We start from the raw sequence: 17,335 nt of genomic DNA, 5'->3' as shown, positions 1-17,335 counted from the left end.
GGGCAGAGCTGTCACGCGGGCAGAGCTGTCACGCGGGAAGGGCGCGGCAGCGCTGTCACGCGGGAAGGGCGCGGCAGCGCGAGATGAACGCGGTCAGCTCGTCGATGCGCCGCGTCGGGGCGTCCACGGCTCGGTCGATCACCTTGATCAGGTGCTCGTACGCGTCCGTGTGGTCGTAGCGGGCCACATCGGCGATCTTCAGGGCCCACCGCCAGTAGCCCCGCATGGTGTCGGCGAGCGGCATCCGGAACGCGGCGATGACGTCGCGCATCGGCTCGGCCACCGTGTCGCCGTACGCCCGCAGGTAGCGGCCCACCACGTCGGCCATGAAGCTGAAGTGGCGGGCCTCGTCGCGGGAGAGCCGGGTGAGCACGGCGCGCAGCACGGGATCGCCGCACACCTCGCGGAGCTGCTGGTAGTAGATCTGGGTCGCCTTCTCCTGCACCAGGGCGTAGGTGAAGAACTGGACCGGGTGGTCGTAGGGCAGGTCGAACCGCTTGCGGCCTTCCACGGCCAGCTCCTCGCGCAGCTCGTCGCGCACGGCCATGCCGGACGCCTCCTGGTAGCGGGCGAGCGCGCGGGCGTGGGTGTCCTCCTCGGCCGCCCACCGTACGGTGAAGTGGTACAGCTCCCGGTTGTGGGTGAACACCGCGGGGTCCACGGTGTCGTCCACCGGGAAGTTGCGGTGGTAGACGTCGAAGTAGCCGGGCAGGTGGTCCTCGATCAGGGTGACGAACCGCACCGCCGAGCGCTGCCCGTCGGTCAGCAGCCCGGCGTCGGCCGCCGCCCAGTCGAAGGCCGTCTCCACGTCCCAGGCGCGCGCCGCGGGCGAGGCGGCCAGGAAGCCGTCCACGGCCTCGGCCACGTCCCCGGGGCGGAGCAGGGCACTGGTCTCCACGTGCGTCCTTCCTCGTGGTGTCAGCGGGACTTCTTGCACACCAGCGCGTAGTGCTTGGTGGTGTAGCCCCAGCCCGCGTTGGCGATCTCCAGGTAGTGCCGCAGCTTGGCGGCCAGGCCGGGGGCGTGCGCGTCCAGCTCGGCGGCCGAGGCGTCCACGTTGGCCAGCCAGTCCTCGATGGTGCGCCGGTAGTGGCCGGTCAGGTCGTCCACCGAGGCGATGGAGAAGCCGGCCCGCTCGGCCGAGGCGACCAGCGCCGACAGCGGGCGCATGTCGCCCCAGCCGAAGATGTCCTCGCGCACGAAGTCGGTCCCGGCGCGGCGGGCGAACTCCGCGTGCGTCGCGTCGCTGCGGAAGCAGCTCTCCGAGACGTACAGCGCGCCGCCGCGGCGCAGCACGGCCCGCGCCCGGCGGAACACCTCGTCGGCGTCGGGCATGTGCACGATCGAGCCGAGCATGGTGACCGCGTCGAAGGAGCGCTCGGGCAGGTCCAGCCGCTCGAAGTGCCCCACCAGCGTACGCACCCGCTCGCTGACGCCCATCTCGGCGGCGCGGCGGGCGATGTAGTCGTGCTGGCGCGGGGCGGGGCTGACGCCGAGCGTGTCGCAGCCCAGCTCGCGGGCCATGAACAGGATCAGCGAGCCCCACCCGCAGCCGACGTCGAGCAGCCGCTCCCCGCCGCGCAGCCCGAGCCGGTCGGCGACGAAGCGCAGCTTGTGCTCCTGCGCCTCGGCCAAGGTGTCGGTCTCGGAGGTGTAGAGCGCCGAGCTGTACTTGCGCAGCGGGTCCAGGAACCGGCCGAAGATCTCCGGGTCCAGGTCGTAGTGCTGGTTGGTGTCGGCGTACTCGACGTGCTCGGCGTGCTCGGCGTGCTCGGCGTGCTCGGCGTGCTCGGCGTGCTGGACGGGCTCCGCCTGCTCTACGGGGGCCGTCACACCATCTCCCGCAGCGCCTTGTCCACCACGGCCGCCACCTGGGCGATCGTGGTCGCGCCGAAGACGTCCTCGTCCTCCAGCTCCACGTCGTACCGGCGCTCCACCTTGGCGATCATGCGCAGCACGCGGACGGAGTCCACGCCTTCCACGCCGCGCAGCTCCACGTCCGGGCCGAGCCGCTCGGCGGGCAGGCCGGTCTCGGCGGCGGCGATCTCGGTGAGGGTGCGGATGATGTCGTCGATGCCGTGCTCGGACATGTCATGCTCCATTCGGGGTGGCGAGCCGGGTGGACAGCAGCGCGATCTCGTCCTCGGGGAGGGCGAGCTCGGCCAGGTCGAAGGACTGGTACGTCGCGGTCGCGGTGGCCCGTACGGCCCCGTCGGCGTCCACGACGTCGGCGTAGGCGTGGATCAGGGGGCCGGGCTCCTCGTCCCGGAGCCGGGCCAGGCACCGGTACGGGCGGCCGACCAGCAGCGGGGCCACGTACCTCGTGCGCAGCGACACGGTGAACGCGGGCACCTGCCGGGCCAGCACGATCAGGTTGCCCATGGTCTCGTCGCAGATCACCCCGACCAGCCCGCCGTGCACCACGCCCGGGTACGACTCGAACGCGCGGCCCAGCTCGAAGCGGGCCTCGACGCCGTCCTCGTGCGGGGTGAAGGTGAGCCCGAGCCCGGAGGGGTTGTGCGGGGAGCAGCCGAAGCAGTGGTACTCCGGCAGCACCGACCAGGGCACGTCGATGGCCATCAGTCCAGGGCCTCGGCCAGGGCCCGGCGCACCTTGGCGTTGCTGCTCAGGTCCAGGCCGGTGATGTTGCCGAAGGTGCGCCGGACCTTGCCGTGCAGCACGTCCAGCTCGCCGTCGGCGGCGACCTTCTCCAGGAACAGCTCGAAGCCGGTGTCGATGGTCTCGTGCTCGCCCAGCTCGCTGATCCCCGACTTGAACGTGCTGACCGGGTGCTTGATCTTCGCCTCGGAGCTGTAGACGTACAGGGTCTCCAGCACCGAGGGCAGCTCCTCCGGCAGCCGCTCCAGCCGGCGGGTGGCGTAGTGGATGAACTCGCGGGCGTGCCCGGCCTCGTCGCGGCTGGCGTTGAGCAGCAGCGTCTTGAGCACCGGCTCCTCGACCCAGGCCGAGACCGCGCGGTAGACGTGGTTGACGGTCAGCTCGGAGATGATGTTGGTGGCGAGCGTCGCCGACGGCGTGGTGCCCGGCGCGTACGGCTCGCGCATCGAGGTCACCGCGGTGTCGTCCACGCTCTCGCCCACGGCGGCCAGCCAGGCGCGGAAGGCGTAGTGGTGCTGCACCTCCTGGTAGCCCCACACCACAGCGAAGGTGGAGAAGTCGTAGTCGTCCACGAACTCGTTCAGGAACCCGTGCACGGCGGCGATGACGTTCGACTCGCCCATCGTCGCGCTCTTGGCCAGGGTCACGTACTCGGGGCGGACCAGGTCCCGGTTCACCTCGTCCAGGGGCAGGTCTGCCAGGCGCCAGTGCTGGCGCTCGTAGTGCCGGAAGACGTCGAAGCTGTGCATTCATGGCCTCCGTCGTTAGATGGCGGGCGACAACAGGTCACGGGCGGCCAGGCGCTGCACCTTGCCGCTGCTGGTGCGGGGGATCGAGCGGGGGCGTACGAGGTGGACGGTGACGGCGGTCAGGCCCAGCTCGGCGCCGACCCGCGAGCGCAGGTCGGCGGCGAGGGCGTCGGCGTCGGGGCCGGTCAGCGCGGACTCGGCGATGAGCAGCATCTCCTCCTCGCCGCTCGGCGCGGCCACGGCCACGCACCGGCCCTTGAACACGCCGGGCGTCTCGCGGGCCACCGCCTCCACGTCCTGCGGGTAGAAGTTGGCGCCCCGCACGGTGATCATCTCCTTGCTCCGGCCGGTGACGAACACCTCGCCGGAGCGGCGGTAGCCCAGGTCGCCGGTACGCAGCCAGCCGTCCGCGAACGGCTCGGCCGCCGCGGCGGCGTCGGCCGCGCCGGCGACCAGGTAGCCGGAGGTGACCGGGGCGCCCTGGATGAGGATCTCCCCGACCGCGCCGTCGGGGAGGTCGTGGCCGGTGGCCGGGTCCACGATGCGCAGCCGCACGCCGGCGACCGGCCGGCCCACGCCCGCGACGGCCCGTGCCCCGGCGGCTCCGGGGGCGGCCGGCACGGCGCGGCCGGTCCCGGCCAGCGCGTCCCGGTCCACCCAGTCGAACCGCGGCGGGCGGCCCAGCGGCGGGAACGTGACGGCGAGGGTGGCCTCGGCCATCCCGTACACGCCGAACATCGCCTCGGGGGCGAGCCCGGCGGGCGCGAAGCGCTCGGTGAACGCGCGCACCGACTCGTACCGGATGGGCTCGGCGCCGTTGAACATGATCCGCACGTGCCGCAGGTCGTACGCCGCCGCCTCCTCCGGCTCCACCAGCGCGAGCAGGTGGTCGTAGCCGAAGTTGGGCATCGCGGTGATCGTGGCCCGGCTCTCGGCGAACTCGCGCAGCCAGCGGCCGGGGTTCTTCACGAACGACAGCGGCGACCACACGTGCGCCGGGATGCCGATCAGCACCGCGGAGAGCGTGCCGAACAGCCCCATGTCGTGGAAGAGCGGCAGCCAGAAGCCGCCGCCGTCCCGCTGACCGAGCGCGATGCCCTCGCGGATCGCGAGCAGGCCGCTGACGACGTTGCGGTGGGTCAGGCGCACGCCCTTGGGCAGGGCGGTGCTGCCCGAGGTGAACTGCACGATGGCCAGGTCGTCCGGGCCGACGGGCGGCAGCGGGCCGCCGCCCGCGAACGGCCCCGCCGTGCTGATGGTCTCCAGGCCGCCGAGGTCGCCGAGCGTGCCGAAACGGTGCGAGACGAGCACCCGCCGCATGCGGGAGGCCCCGGCGATGGCGGCCAGCTTGCGGGCGTAGCCGCCGCTGCCGGACCCCGACATCGGCAGCGGCAGCGGCACCGCGGCGCCGCCGGCGGCCAGCACCGCGAACAGCCCGGTCAGGAACTCCGGCGCGTTCGGGCACAGCAGCCCGACGGGCTCGCCCCGGGCGACCCCGCGCGCCACGAGGCCGGCGGCCATGGCCCGCGAGGCGGCGGCCAGTTCGGCGTACGTGATGGTCTCGGACTCGGTCCAGAACCGCGCGGCCACGTCCGGATGGGTGGCGGCCACCTCGTCCAGCATCGCGGTCAGCGTGGTCAATGCGATCTCCTCGGACCGTGCGGAATTCATGCCGCCGAGCACAGCAGCGATTCGTGGCCGCGCCATGAATTGCCCGTAAATAATGGTCCTCGATAATGGCCGTCAATGGCACCATCGATGCCACCGATAATGACGTCCGCTCATTTATCGGAAATCCCGATCAGGCGATAGGAGACCGCATATCGCCCTTGTTCCCGGTCGCCGCGCCGACCGACCATTGCGGGGCGACCAGCACGGAGGGGCCGATGAATTCCAGCCACCGGCACGGCCCCGGCCTGCAGATCGGAGCAGTGAATTGAACGCGCACCACCCCGCCCCCGCGGGCGAGATCACCCCGGTGCAGCAGGCGGTCATCGACAGCGTCGATCCGGCCTGGCGCCACGACCCCTACCGCAGCTACGAGGTGCTGCGCGAAGCCGGCCCGTTCGTGCCGGGCCCCATCGGCCACCTGGTCACCCGGCACACCGAGGCCGAGGCGATCATGCAGGACCCGCGGTGGAGCCACGCCGAGGAGTCGGAGCTGCTGCACCCCGACAGCGACGTGGAGCTGCCCGGCTCCTTCCTGTGGATGGAGCCCCCGGACCACACCCGCCTGCGCGGCCTGGTCAGCAAGGCGTTCACCGCCCGCACGATCGAGGGCACGCGCGGCCGGGCCGAGCGCCTCGTCTCCGACCTGTTCGACAAGATCCTCGCCCAGGGCGAGGTGGACCTGCTGTCCGAGCTGGCGTACCCGCTGCCGCTGACCATGGTGTGCGAGCTGCTGGGCGTGCCGGCCGAGGCCCACGACGCCGTACGCCGTATGTCGGGCGGCATCGCCCGCGGCCTGGACCCCGACCTGCTGCTGTCGCGCGAGGAACTGGACGCCCGCACCCGCTCGGTGCACGAGTTCATCCAGTTCTTCGGCGACCTGGTGGAGCTGCGCCGCCGCGACCCCCGCCCCGACCTGATCACCGCCCTGGTACGCGCCGAGGCGTCGGGCGTCCGCCTGACGACGACCGAGCTCCTGGGCACGCTGCTGATCCTGGTGGTGGCCGGGCACGAGACCACGGTCAACCTGATCGGCAACGGCGTGCTGGCCCTGGTGCGCAACCCCGACCAGTTCGCCCTGCTCAAGCAGAACCCGGACCTGGCGGCCCCGGCCGTGGACGAGATCCTCCGCTACGACGCCCCCGTCCACCTCACCACCCGCACCGCCCGCGCCCCCATGACGATCGCGGGCCACGACTTCGCCCCCGGCGACCCGGTCGTGGTCCTGCTCGCCTCCGCCAACCGCGACCCCGGCGCCTTCCCCGACGCCCACCGCCTGGACCTGACCCGCTACGCCCGCGGCCACCGCGCCAGGCGCCACCTGTCCTTCGGGCTGGGCCTGCACTACTGCCTGGGCGCCCCCCTGGCCCGCCTGGAGATGGAGGTCACCCTCCGGGCCATAGCCGAGCGCGTCTCCGCCATCACCCTCCTGGAAGACCCGCCGCCGTACCGCCCCAACCTCGTGGTACGCGGCATGAGCCGCCTCCACGTCCACGTCCGCCCCAGCACTCGATAGGAGCCGACCATGACCGCGACCACGGCCGATGTGGTCTTCGACGCGTTCGAGCCGGAGAACCATGCCGACCCCTACCCCGTGTACCGACGGATGCGGGAGGCGGGGGCGGTGGTGCCGTATCTGCTGGGAGATGTGCCGGTGATGGTGATCCCGCGGTACGAGGAGTGCGCGCAGGTGCTGACCGGGGCGGAGTGGGGGCATGGGTACTCGGCGGGGATCAGCCCGTTCCGGGACACCATCGCGGCCATTCCGGGGTCGTTCGTGCGGATGGACCCGCCGGAGCACGGCAGGTTGCGGGGGTTGGTGAACAAGGCGTTCACGCCTCGGGCCGTGGCCTCGATGGTGCCGGTGGCCAACCGGGTGGTGGACGAACTGGTGGACGCCGCGGTGAAGCGCGGGTCGCTGGACGTGATGGACGAGCTGGCGGTGCCGCTCGCGGTGGCGATGATCCCGGGCCGGCTGCTCGGGGCGGATGTGGCGGACGCGGAGAGGTTCCGGCGCTGGCAGCTCGCCATCGCGCGGGGCAGCGACCCGGACGCGCTGCTGGACGAGGCCGCCATCGCCGAGCGCGGGGCGGCGGCGCGGGAGTGCATGGGGTACTTCGCGGAGCTGATCGCGCGCAAGCGGGTGGAGCCGGGTGACGACCTGCTCAGCGAGCTGGTCCGGGTGGAGCAGGAGGGCGACATGCTCTCCGAGCCCGAGGTGCTGGGGCTGTGCGTGCTGCTGCTGGTCGCCGGCATGGAGACCTCGATCAATCTGATCGGCAACGGGATGCTGGCGCTGCTGCGCAACCCGGGGCAGCTCGCGCTGCTGCGGGAGCGGCCGGAGCTGATCGCCCCGTCGCTGGACGAGATGCTGCGCTACGACGCGCCGACGCAGTTCACGATCCGGGTGGCGTTGGTCGACACGACCGTGGGCGGGCACGAGTTCCGCCGCGGCGACGGGGTGATGGTGCTGACGGCCTCGGCGAGCCGCGACGAGCGGGTCTACCCGGACGCCGACGTCTTCGACGTGACCCGGTACGCCGGCACCCGGCCCGCGCGCCGGCACCTGGGCTTCAGCCTGGGGGTGCACTACTGCGTGGGCGCGCCGCTGGCCCGGATCGAGGCCGAGGCCGCCTTCCGCACGCTGCTGGAGCGGGCGCCCGAGCTGCGCATGGCGGCCGACGGCGTGGAGTACCGGCCCAGCCTGATCCACCGCGGGATCGTCTCCCTGCCCGTCTCGCTGGCCTAGACGGGCGCGTTTCTGGACCCGATGCCGGGCGTTAATCGGCCGCTCCCCTCGCCGGGGTACCGTCTAGCCCGGCGAGGGGAGGCCGAGCGTGGCGCCGAGCAGCGACATTGGGCCGGGCATCGAACTCCGGCATCTGATCTCGTTCCTCGCGATAGCCGAGGAACTGCACTTCGGGCGGGCCGCGGCGCGGCTGCACCTGGCGCAGCCGTCGCTGAGCCAGCACCTCCAGCGGCTGGAGCGTTCTGTCGGGGTCGAGCTGGTCGCGCGGAACTCGCACGAGGTGCGGCTCACCCCCGCCGGCGAGGCGTTCCGGGAGCGGGCGCAGGACATCGTGGCCCGGGTGCGCCGGGCCGCGCAGGCGGCCAGGGCCGCGGCGGCGGGCCGGGCGGGCACCGTACGCGTGGGCTACAACTTCCCGGCCGGGCAGCGGGTGCTGCCCGCGGCGCTGGCCACGCTGAACGCCCGCCACCCGGAGATCGACCTGGAGATGTCGGAGATGCGCACCGGGCCGCAGCTCGCCGCGCTGGGCGAGGGCAGGCTGGACGTCGCGATGGTGTACGGCAGGCCGCTGGCCGCCGACCTGCGCAGCCGACATCTCCTGCGGGTGCCCCTGGTGGCGGTGGTCGGGCTGCGGCACCCGTGGGCGGCGCGCGAGCGGGTGCCGTTCGTGGAGCTGGCCGGCGAGTCGTGCATCCTGTTCAACCGGGCGCAGTCCTCGGCCATGTACGACGCGATCTTCTCGGCCGCGCAGACCAGCGGCATCCGGCTCACGGTGGCCGAGGAGGTGGACGACCCGCACGCGACCGCGATCATCGCCGCGATCAAGCCGGTGGTCGGGTTCGCGTCCGCGCTGCGGGGCCGGATGGCCGACGGCGCCACCGGCGGCCCGCGCACCAAGACCGTCCGCCTGTACGACCCGGTCCCGATCCTCGACCTGTACGCCGTGTGGCGGGCGCAGCCGGGCCCTCTGGTGGAGGCGTTCCTGTCCTGCCTGCCCGCCAGCAGCGAGGTCACGATTTAAGGCGCTATTTCAGGCCGGATCGCACGAAGGCGTTCACGATGTGCCGCTGCAGGAACAGGTAGAGCGCGAACACCGGCAGGCAGGCGAGCCCGGCGGTGGCCATCAGCGGCCCCCAGTCGTTGCCCTCGGTGCCCATGAAGCTGCGCAGGCCGAGCTGGATCACGGCGTTGGAGCGCTGGAGCACCATGGCCGGCCAGAAGTACTCGTTCCACGCGGTGATGGCCAGCAGGATGCCGAGCGCGGCCAGCACCGGCCGCAGCGTGGGCACCACGACCGTCCACAGGATGCCCCAGGCCGAGCGGCCGTCCATGCGGGCGGCGTCCAGCAGCTCCTTGGGGAAGCTCATCAGGTGCTCGCGCAGCAGCAGCACGCCCAGCGTGGAGCAGAGCGTCGGGATGATCACCCCGGCCAGGGTCTCCAGCAGGCCGAGCTGACCGAGCAGGGCGTAGTTGGGCAGCATGGTGGCCTGGAACGGCACCAGCCAGGTGCCCACGAACAGCAGGTAGAGGGGCCGCTGGAGCGGGAAGCGCCAGGCGGCGAAGGCGTAGGCCGCGAGCAGGCCGATCAGAAGCTGGCCCAGCGCCGACAGCACGGCGACGATCGCGGTGTTGAGCAGCATGCCGGCGACGTCGTTCTTGGCCATGGCGTCGGCGTAGCTGTCCAGCGACAGCGGCCAGGGCAGCACCGACAGCTCGTAGACGTCCTGCGGGGCCCGCAGCGACGTGGCGTACAGCCAGTAGATGGGGAACACGCACAGCAGGCCGAGCAGTCCGAGCATGATGTGCCCGCCGGCGCGGCGGGCGATGCCGCCGCGCTCCCCGACCGGAGCGGTTTCGTCCATGCGGCGCCTCCTAGTCGTCGTAGCGGCTGAGCCGGTCGGAGATCCGCGCCAGCAGCGAGGCGACCAGCATGAAGCCGGCGAAGAACAGCACGCCCGCGGCGGCGGCCAGCCCGGCGTCGTGGCTGCGGAAGCCGTACTCCCACAGCAGGTAGTACACGGTGGTGGTGGAGCCGACCGGGCCGCCCTGGGTGAGGGTGTCGATCAGCGGGAAGGTCCACTGGGCCGACAGCAGCACCGTCATCAGCAGCAGGAACGCCAGCGTGGGCGACAGCAGCGGCAGCGTGACCCACCGGGTGATCTGCCCCCGGGACGCGCCGTCCACCTGGGCGGCGGCGGCGTAGTCGGGGTTGATGCCGGTGAGCCCGGCCGAGACCACGAGCACCGCGAAGCCGGCGACGTGCCAGCCGGTGATCGCGATGATCGCCCACAGCGAGGTGTCCACGCTGTTGAGCCAGTTCGTGCCGGTGCCGAGCAGGGTGTTGACGATCCCGGCGGAGGGGTCGAGCAGCCACTGCCACACGGCCGCGCCCGCGACCGGGGCCACCAGCATGGGCGCGAAGATCAGCGCCCGGTACGCCGCCGCGGCCCGGCCGCGTACGCGCCGGGTCAGCAGCGCCACCACGACCGGCAGCACCAGCGTGAACGGCAGCATGGCCACGATCACCACGAACGTGAGCCCCACCGAGTCGGCCAGGTCGGGCGTGGTGAGCAGCCGCTCGTAGTTGGCCGTGCCGACCGGGACCATCGGCACGTCCGGCACCAGGTTCCAGGAGAAGAACGACAGGTAGAACGTCTGGGCCAGCGGCCGGTAGGTCCACACCACCAGCAGGACCAGGGCGGGCGCCAGGAACAGGTACGGCGGGGCGAGCCGGACGGCCCGCCGCCACAGCGCCCGCCACGGCGCCCGCGACCGTGCCCCGGCGGGCGGGGCGTCCGCGGCCCCGCCCGCCGCCTGCGCCGCGGGCGGGACCTCGACGAAGGCGCCGGTCACCACGTGCCGACCACCTGGCGGAACATGCGCAGCCGGTCGGCGGCGTCCACGTCGTACACCTGCCCGGCCCGCGACAGCGGCACCGCGGTGGCGACGATCTGCTCGCCGAACACGTCGATGCGGCTGAACGCGGCGTCGGCTCCGGCGCGGAGCCGGCCGAGCGGCGGCACCGCCGCCACCCCGTACGCGAGCGCGGGCCCGACCCACACCGGCACCCCGGCGAGCGCGCCGCAGCCGGCGTGGTGCGCGTGCCCGGTCACCACCATCCGCACGTCGCGCCCGGCCAGCACCGCGCCGAGCCGGTCGGCGTCGCGCATGCGCAGCAGGTGCACGGTCGGCACCGGCGACGGCACCGGCGGGTGGTGGCAGACCAGGATGCTGCCGCGCGGCGCGGGCGTGGCCAGTACCCCGTCCAGCCAGTCGAGCTGGCCGTCGGTCAGGTTGCCGTCGTGCCGGCCGGGCTCGGTGCTGTCCAGCACGATCACCCGCAGCCCGCCGATGGTGGTGACCATGTCGCACTCGTACGCCGACGGCTCCTCGCCGAGCAGTTCGGCCCGGAACCCGGCGCGCTCGTCGTGGTTGCCCATGGCGTACACGACGTCCGCGCCGAGGCGGGCGGCGGCCGGCTCGACGATGTCGCGCAGCCGCCGGTACGCCTCGGGCGCGCCGTCGTCGGCGAGGTCGCCGGTGAGCAGGAACGCGGACACCGGCGTGCCGGACGCCTCGACCATGTCCACCGCCGCGGCCAGGTTGGCCGCGGTGTCCACGACGCCGTGCATCAGCGTGCCGTCGGCCCGGACATGGGCGTCGGTGAGCTGCACGAACGTGAGGTCGGGGCGGATGCCGCGCTCCCAGTCGCCGAAGTCGCCGTCGGTCATCCGCGGCCCCCGGGCAGCAGCTTGGCCAGTTCGCCCTGCTTGGCGGTGAGGGTGGAGGCGGGGTCGGCGCCCTGGAACACGGCGCTCTCCACGGCCTCCATCATCCCGTCGCGGATCTGCAGGTAGTTCGGGCCGGGCATGGACACCCACGGCTCCATCCGGGCGAGCTGCTCCAGGTTCGGCTTCAGGTACGGGTTGGCGTCGGCCCACGGCTTGAGGGCGGCGGGGTCGTCCACCAGGCCGGTGCGCAGCGGCAGGTAGCCGATCTTGGTGGCGATCGTGGTGTACGCCTGCTCGCTGGTCAGGAAGGTGATCAGCTCCCAGGCGGCGCGCTGCTTGGCCGGCTCCTTGGCGAAGACGAACAGCGCCGCGCCGGAGTTGGTGGGCACCGCGGGCTTGCCCTCGAAGCCGGGCATGGCCGCCGCGCCCAGCTTCCACTTCTCGCCGGCGCCCTTGGCGAAGGTGCCCTGGAGCGCGCTGGACTCCAGGATCATGCCGAGGTCGCCGCGGGCGAACGCCTCCACGGCCTGCATCTGGGTGCGGTTCGGCATGGCGCCGTCCTTGACCATGGCCTGCATGGCGGTGACGACCTCGGTCACCTGCGGCTCGGCGAAGGTGAGCTTGGTGCGGTCCTCGGAGATGACCCGGCCGCCGTTGGAACGTACCAGGGCCTGGAAGCACCAGTCCTTGGCCGCCTTGGTCAGGCAGTCGACGTACGCGCCGTCCTTGCCGGTCTTCTCCTTGATCGCCTTGGCCGCCTCGGCGACCTCGGCCCAGGTCGCCGGGGGCTTGGCCGGGTCGAGGCCGGCCTGCTCGAACAGGGCGGAGTTGAAGTAGAGCATGGGGGTGGAGAACACGAACGGCACGCCGTAGGTCTTGCCGTTCCAGTCGCCGAGGGTGCGGGCCCGCTCGGCGAAGGGGTACTTCGCGCCGTCGAAGTTCTTCTGCACCACGTCCTTGCCGACCAGGTCGTCCAGCGGCAGCGCCTTGAGCTGGTTGACGGTGAAGTCCAGGTCGCTGAAGCCGAGCTGGACGACGTCCGGCGGCTTGCCCACCGACATCTGGCTCTGCAGGCTGGAGATCGTGTCGGTGGCCGGGTTGGCGCTGTTGCCCTGCGGCTTCTGCGCGGTGACCGTGATGTCGGGGTGGGCCTTGTGGAAGGCGCCGATCAGCTCGTTGAACGTGTCGGTCCAGGCCCCCGCCTGGCCGAAGTTGTAGCTCTCGAAGACGATCGACACCTTCTCGCCCGCGCCCAGCTCGGGCGCCTTGCTGACGGGCGCGGCCTGGCCGTCGCCGGGGGCGGTGCTGCCCACCCCGGCGCCGCAGGCCGCGGTCAGCATGGTCAGGGCGAGCGCCGACGCGGCGCACGCCGTGGACAGGAACGGTCTCATCGGGCGCTCCCTAGGTTGAGCTTGTGATCTTTCAGGCGGGGGTGGTGACGGGGGCGGGGCGCCAGGCGAGCCTGCGTCCGCTGTCCGCGTCGAACAGGTGAAGGTGCTCCGGGCGGGCGGTCAGGCGCACCCGGTCGCCGTCGCGCAGCCCGAGCGGGCGCGGGCCGCGTACGCTGACGCGGGCCTCCCCGGCCCTGCAGTGCGCGACCTCCTCGCTGCCCAGGTTCTCCACGGCCTCCACGACGGCCCTGATGCCGCCCTCGGCCCCCTGGCCGGCGATGGCCAGATGCTCGGGGCGCACGCCGAGCACGACCGGGCGCTCGGGGGTCTCGGCGTCGATGCCGAGCGGCAGCTCGACCTCGCGGGCGCGGGCGGCGAGGCCGGCGGCGGTGGCGGCCACGGTGGCGTCGATCAGGTTCATCGCGGGCGAGCCGAGGAAGCGGGCGACGAACACCGAGGCGGGCTCGTCGTAGACCTCGGCGGGGGTGCCGACCTGCTCCAGGCGGCCCTTGTCCAGCAGCGCGATCCGGGTGGCCATGGTCATGGCCTCCACCTGGTCGTGGGTGACGTACACGACGGTGGCGCCGAGCCGCTTGTGCAGCGCGCTGATCTCGGCGCGGGTACCGGCGCGCAGCGCGGCGTCCAGGTTGGACAGCGGCTCGTCCATCAGGAACGCGCCGGGGTCGCGCACCAGCGCGCGGCCGAGCGCCACCCGCTGCCGCTGGCCGCCGGACAGCTCGCGGGGGCGGCGGTCGAGCAGTTCGGTGAGGTCGAGCGCCGCGGCGACCTCGGCGACCTTCTCCCGGATCGCGGCCCGGCTCCAGCCGCGGGCGCGCAGCGGGAAGCCGATGTTGCGCGCCACGGACAGGTGCGGGTAGAGCGCGTAGCTCTGGAACACCATGGCCAGGTCGCGGCGGCGCGGCGGCACGTCGGTGATGTCGGCGTCGCCGAGCAGCACCCGGCCCTCGGTGGGAGCCAGCAGCCCGGCGATCATGCGCAGCAGGGTGGACTTCCCGCACCCGCTCGGGCCGAGCAGGACCAGGAACTCCCCGTCGGCCACGTCCAGCGACACCGCGTCCACGGCGGTGACGGACCCGAACCTGCGGGTCAGTCGCTGCAATCGAATACGGCTCACCGCTTTGCGCACCTTCCGTTCCCGTCTCGGCGGTACGCCCGCCGGACGGCGCTCAGTGCACCAGCGCTTCGTATACGCCGGGTGAACGCCCGGATCGCCTTTCCGCCGCTCCCGCCGCCATGACCTGCGGAAACACGGGTTACGCGCGCGCACGGCGATCGGAATCGCCAATCAGCCGAGAGTGATCCGCACTCACCCGGGCCCGTGCTGCTACCCTGGCAATCATGATGCGCGCCATGTGGACGACGACGCCGGACTCCGTCCCGGCGCGCTGACCGCTGACATCAAGCCCCGGGGCGAGCGCCCCGGGGCTTTCTCGTGCGCCGGGCGCCCGCCTCACCGTTGTGAGGAGACCCGCACATGCACGACCATCGCAAGCTCGGCCGCGAGCTGGGCATCTTCGACACCGACCCGCTGATCGGGGCCGGGCTGCCGTACTGGCCGCCGGCCGGGGCGGCGGTGCGGCACACCCTGGAGGAGTACATCCGCGACGTCGAGCGGCGGGCCGGCTACCGGCACGTCTACTCGCCGGTGCTCGGCAAGCGGGAGCTGTATGAGATCTCCGGGCACTGGTCGCACTACAGCGACGACATGTTCCCGCCGATGCGGGTGGGGGATGAGGACCTGCTGCTGCGGCCCAGCCTGTGCCCGCACCACGCGCTGATCTTCCGCTCGCGCGGGCGCAGCTACCGGGAGCTGCCGCTGCGCATGGCGGAGCTGGGCGGCATGTTCCGCTCGGAGCTGTCGGGCGTGCTGGGCGGGCTGACCCGGGTGCGCGCGATCCAGCTCAACGACGCGCACGTGTTCTGCACCCTGGACCAGGCCACCGCCGAGGCGGGGGCGGCGCTCGCCCTGATCCGCGAGGCGCACGCGGCGCTGGGCATCCGGCCGGTGCGCTACCGGCTCTCGCTCCAGGGCCCCGGCGGCAAGTACGTGGACAAGCCGGAGATGTGGGCGCGGGCCACCGCCCTGCTGCGCGAGGTCCTGGACGCGGCGGACGTGCCGTACGAGGCGGCCGAGGGCGAGGCCGCGTTCTACGGCCCGAAGATCGACGTGCAGATCGCCGACGCCGCGGGCCGGGAGTCCACCCTGTCCACCGTGCAGATCGACTTCCACCAGCCCGAGCAGTTCGACCTGAGCTACATCGGCGCCGACGGCGAGCGGCACCGGCCGGTCATGGTGCACCGCAGCATCATCGGCAGCGTCGAGCGGGCGGTCGCGCACCTGATCGAGATGTACGGCGGCGCGTTCCCGGCCTGGTTCGCGCCGGTGCAGCTCGCCGCGTTGCCGGTGCGCGACGACGAGGAGGAGGCGGCCGAGGCGTTCGTACGGCTGTGCGTGGCGCGCGGGCTGCGCGCCGAGCTGCTTCCGGCGGGGCAGGGCAGCCTGGGCGCCCGCATCCGGGCCGCCAAGCTGGTGCCCTACCAGGCGGTGATCGGCCCCAAGGAGGCGATCGACGGCCGGGTGGCGCTGCGGCTGCGCGACGGGCGGAGCCTGGACCCGATGCCGGCCGCCGAGGCGGTGGACCGCATCCTGGCGCTCACCCGCGCGCACGCCCTGGAGCTGTGGCCGGCGGCCTCAGCCGCCGATGCCGGTCACCGCGACCATTAGCGGGAGCAACAGCATGATCAGGATCGCGCCCAGCACGTCGAAGCCGACCCCGGAGCGGATCATGGTGGTGATGGGCACGACGCCCGAGCCGTACGCGATGGCGTTCTGCGGCGTGGAGACCGGGAGCATGAAGCCGAAGGAGGCCGCGAACGTCGCGGCCAGCGCGGGCACGAACGGGTTCACCCCGGCCGCGACCGCGATCGGGATGATGATCGGCACCACCACGGCGGCGGACGCGGTGTTGCTGGTGGTCTCCGAGACCACGATGGCCAGCACCACGGCGAACGCGGTGATGGCGAACACGCTGGTCAGCCCGAGCGCCTGCGAGGCCGAGGAGCCGATCGTCCTGGCCAGCCCGGTGTCTTCGAGCAGCGAGCCGAAGATGATGCCGGTGCCGAACAGCACGATCGTGCCCCAGTCGATGCGGGCGGCGTCGCTCCAGTTCAGGGTGAACTCGCGCTTGCCCCAGTCGGTCGGCAGCAGGAACAGCAGCGAGGCGCCGAGCACGGCGACGACGCCCTCGTTCAACCGGCCGCTGACGGTGGTGTAGACGGCGGAGTCGGTGCCGGCGATGAGGGCGACCAGGCCGGGGAAGATCCACAGCGCCACGGTGACGCTGAAGGCGACCAGGGTGTTCTTCTCCGCCCGCGACAGCTTGCCGAGCCGGGCGCGCTCGGTGCGCACGTACTCCTCCACGCCCTCGATGCGCCGGATCTCCGGCTTGTTCAGCAGGATCAGCACGGCGGCCAGCACCACGAACATCAGCAGGCAGATGGGCAGCGCGGTGGCCATCCACTGGGCGAAGGAGATGCGCTGCCCGGTCGCCTCCTCGATCAGGCCACGGCCGATGAGGTTCGGCGGGCTGCCCACGGGCGTGATCAGCCCGCCGACGCTGGCGCCGTACGCGAGCATGAGCACCAGCGCGGCGCCGACGCGCAGCCGCAGCGGGTTGAAGTCGGGGGCCACGAGCCCGCGGTCCTGGAGCATCTTGGCGATGATCGCGAGCATGCCGAGCGCGGTGGGCAGCAGCATGGCGACCGTGGCCGTGTTGGACACGAACGCCGACAGCGCGCAGGTGATCAGCCCGAAGGCGACGATCAGCGTGAGGGTGGAGCGGCCCACGCCGGGCAGTGACAGGATGCGGAAGGCGAACCTGCGCGCCAGGCCGTACTTGAGCATGGCCTGGGCGAGGATGAACGCGCCGATGAAGGTGAAGATGGTGGAGGAGCCGAACGGGGCCAGCGCGTCGGTGGCCGAGACCGCGCCGAGCACCACGATCGCGCCCACGCCGATGAGCCCGCCGACCGGGATCGGCACCGGCTCGGTGATCCACAGCACGATCACGCCGAGCAGCACACCGGCCAGGGTCTGCTGGGTGGGCGGCAGGTCCAGCGGGAGCAGCAGGAACACCACCGTGACCAGCGGCGCCAGCCAGAGCCCGGTGGTGCGGCGGGCGCGCTCGAACCGCTCCTCGGCCGGCGTGAGCCGCTGCTCGCCCAGGCTGCGGTACGTCGCGTGGCCCAGCAGCGCCTGGTCCACATCCGTCCGCGCCGGGGCGGCACCGGCTCCCGTCCGGCCGGTCTCGTCGGAGGTCATGGCAACTCCCTGAACTCACTCGCGCGGACACATGTGCGTAACTTTTGGCTCATTGAAAGACCATTACGACGCGCGGGTCCAAGACG

The 17,335-nt window shown here is 72.6% G+C and carries 16 protein-coding genes; 4 read left to right on the top strand and 12 right to left on the bottom strand.

From position 1 onward, the window contains the following. Window positions 1-55: 55 nt before the first annotated feature. Genes HNP84_RS43940 through HNP84_RS43915 form a run of 6 tightly spaced genes read right to left on the bottom strand, consistent with a single transcriptional unit; the run spans window position 56 to window position 5,009 of the window. Window positions 56-898: an acyl-ACP desaturase gene (locus HNP84_RS43940; protein WP_185056045.1), complete on the bottom strand. Its 843-nt coding sequence runs from the start codon at window positions 896-898 to the stop codon at window positions 56-58. A gap of 20 nt (window positions 899-918) precedes the next feature. Continuing rightward, complete coding sequence (locus HNP84_RS43935; protein ID WP_185056044.1) at window positions 919-1,833, bottom strand: SAM-dependent methyltransferase; 915 nt, start codon at window positions 1,831-1,833, stop codon at window positions 919-921. Further along, a complete protein-coding gene (locus tag HNP84_RS43930) occupies window positions 1,830-2,090 on the bottom strand; it encodes an acyl carrier protein (protein WP_185056043.1) in 261 nt (86 codons plus the stop codon). Before HNP84_RS43930 ends, HNP84_RS43935 begins: the two co-directional genes overlap by 4 nt. 1 nt (window position 2,091) lies before the next feature. Beyond that, window positions 2,092-2,580, bottom strand: a complete 489-nt coding sequence (locus HNP84_RS43925; protein WP_185056042.1) for a hotdog fold domain-containing protein — start codon at window positions 2,578-2,580, stop codon at window positions 2,092-2,094. After that, window positions 2,580-3,368 carry a ferritin-like domain-containing protein gene (locus tag HNP84_RS43920; RefSeq protein WP_185056041.1) on the bottom strand — a complete coding sequence of 263 codons (789 nt, stop codon included), beginning with the start codon at window positions 3,366-3,368 and terminating at the stop codon, window positions 2,580-2,582. The genes HNP84_RS43925 and HNP84_RS43920 overlap by 1 nt, the downstream gene beginning before the upstream one ends. 15 nt (window positions 3,369-3,383) lie before the next feature. Then, window positions 3,384-5,009, bottom strand: a complete 1,626-nt coding sequence (locus HNP84_RS43915) for an AMP-binding protein (protein WP_221337520.1) — start codon at window positions 5,007-5,009, stop codon at window positions 3,384-3,386. A 295-nt stretch (window positions 5,010-5,304) separates the two neighbouring features. Here HNP84_RS43915 and HNP84_RS43910 point away from each other — a divergent pair, with 295 nt between their 5' ends. The 3 genes from HNP84_RS43910 (at window position 5,305) to HNP84_RS43900 (ending at window position 8,806) form a co-directional block, all read left to right on the top strand. Continuing rightward, window positions 5,305-6,552: a cytochrome P450 gene (locus tag HNP84_RS43910; RefSeq protein WP_185056039.1), complete on the top strand. Its 1,248-nt coding sequence runs from the start codon at window positions 5,305-5,307 to the stop codon at window positions 6,550-6,552. Window positions 6,553-6,561: 9 nt separating this feature from the next. Further along, on the top strand, window positions 6,562-7,785 hold the full coding sequence (locus HNP84_RS43905; protein ID WP_185056038.1) for a cytochrome P450: 1,224 nt from the start codon (window positions 6,562-6,564) through the stop codon (window positions 7,783-7,785). Window positions 7,786-7,873: 88 nt separating this feature from the next. Then, window positions 7,874-8,806, top strand: coding sequence for a LysR family transcriptional regulator (locus tag HNP84_RS43900; protein WP_221337519.1), 933 nt, complete (start codon window positions 7,874-7,876; stop codon window positions 8,804-8,806). Between the two features lie 4 nt (window positions 8,807-8,810). Here HNP84_RS43900 and HNP84_RS43895 read toward each other — a convergent pair whose 3' ends face one another. The 5 genes from HNP84_RS43895 to HNP84_RS43875 are packed head-to-tail and all read right to left on the bottom strand — an operon-like array spanning window position 8,811 to window position 14,042. Then, window positions 8,811-9,647: a carbohydrate ABC transporter permease gene (locus tag HNP84_RS43895; protein WP_185056037.1), complete on the bottom strand. Its 837-nt coding sequence runs from the start codon at window positions 9,645-9,647 to the stop codon at window positions 8,811-8,813. Window positions 9,648-9,657: 10 nt separating this feature from the next. Beyond that, window positions 9,658-10,641, bottom strand: coding sequence for a carbohydrate ABC transporter permease (locus HNP84_RS54315; protein ID WP_221337518.1), 984 nt, complete (start codon window positions 10,639-10,641; stop codon window positions 9,658-9,660). Continuing rightward, window positions 10,635-11,516 (bottom strand): metallophosphoesterase, encoded by an 882-nt coding sequence (locus tag HNP84_RS43885; RefSeq protein WP_185056036.1) that lies wholly within the window; start codon window positions 11,514-11,516, stop codon window positions 10,635-10,637. The genes HNP84_RS54315 and HNP84_RS43885 overlap by 7 nt, the downstream gene beginning before the upstream one ends. Next, window positions 11,513-12,907: an ABC transporter substrate-binding protein gene (locus tag HNP84_RS43880; RefSeq protein ID WP_185056035.1), complete on the bottom strand. Its 1,395-nt coding sequence runs from the start codon at window positions 12,905-12,907 to the stop codon at window positions 11,513-11,515. The genes HNP84_RS43885 and HNP84_RS43880 overlap by 4 nt, the downstream gene beginning before the upstream one ends. Before the next feature lie 31 nt (window positions 12,908-12,938). Beyond that, on the bottom strand, window positions 12,939-14,042 hold the full coding sequence (locus tag HNP84_RS43875) for an ABC transporter ATP-binding protein (protein ID WP_185056034.1): 1,104 nt from the start codon (window positions 14,040-14,042) through the stop codon (window positions 12,939-12,941). 360 nt (window positions 14,043-14,402) lie between these two features. On the opposite strand from HNP84_RS43875, the gene thrS reads away from it, so the two are divergent. Then, window positions 14,403-15,653 carry a threonine--tRNA ligase gene (gene thrS, locus HNP84_RS43870; protein WP_185056033.1) on the top strand — a complete coding sequence of 417 codons (1,251 nt, stop codon included), beginning with the start codon at window positions 14,403-14,405 and terminating at the stop codon, window positions 15,651-15,653. Here the strand turns inward: thrS and HNP84_RS43865 are convergent. Continuing rightward, complete coding sequence (locus tag HNP84_RS43865) at window positions 15,621-17,249, bottom strand: SLC13 family permease (protein WP_185056032.1); 1,629 nt, start codon at window positions 17,247-17,249, stop codon at window positions 15,621-15,623. The two genes, thrS and HNP84_RS43865, sit on opposite strands and share 33 nt — an antisense overlap. Window positions 17,250-17,335 lie beyond the last annotated feature (86 nt).

Origin of the sequence: Thermocatellispora tengchongensis, assembly GCF_014202315.1 — a bacterium.
Classification (GTDB): domain Bacteria; phylum Actinomycetota; class Actinomycetes; order Streptosporangiales; family Streptosporangiaceae; genus Thermocatellispora; species Thermocatellispora tengchongensis.
The sequence above is the reverse complement of the archived record's forward strand: the minus strand, read 5'-3'. Positions and strand labels throughout refer to the sequence as shown.

What these genes read in the sequence shown, in the direction of transcription:
- HNP84_RS43930 (WP_185056043.1), bottom strand. Translation starts at nt 2,090, where the DNA reads ATGTCCGAGCACGGCATCGACGACATCATCCGCACCCTCACCGAGATC.
- HNP84_RS43925 (WP_185056042.1), bottom strand. Translation starts at nt 2,580, where the DNA reads ATGGCCATCGACGTGCCCTGGTCGGTGCTGCCGGAGTACCACTGCTTC.
- HNP84_RS43920 (WP_185056041.1), bottom strand. Translation starts at nt 3,368, where the DNA reads ATGCACAGCTTCGACGTCTTCCGGCACTACGAGCGCCAGCACTGGCGC.
- HNP84_RS43905 (WP_185056038.1), top strand. Translation starts at nt 6,562, where the DNA reads ATGACCGCGACCACGGCCGATGTGGTCTTCGACGCGTTCGAGCCGGAG.
- HNP84_RS43895 (WP_185056037.1), bottom strand. Translation starts at nt 9,647, where the DNA reads ATGGACGAAACCGCTCCGGTCGGGGAGCGCGGCGGCATCGCCCGCCGC.
- HNP84_RS43885 (WP_185056036.1), bottom strand. Translation starts at nt 11,516, where the DNA reads ATGACCGACGGCGACTTCGGCGACTGGGAGCGCGGCATCCGCCCCGAC.
- HNP84_RS43880 (WP_185056035.1), bottom strand. Translation starts at nt 12,907, where the DNA reads ATGAGACCGTTCCTGTCCACGGCGTGCGCCGCGTCGGCGCTCGCCCTG.
- thrS (WP_185056033.1), top strand. Translation starts at nt 14,403, where the DNA reads ATGCACGACCATCGCAAGCTCGGCCGCGAGCTGGGCATCTTCGACACC.
- HNP84_RS43865 (WP_185056032.1), bottom strand. Translation starts at nt 17,249, where the DNA reads ATGACCTCCGACGAGACCGGCCGGACGGGAGCCGGTGCCGCCCCGGCG.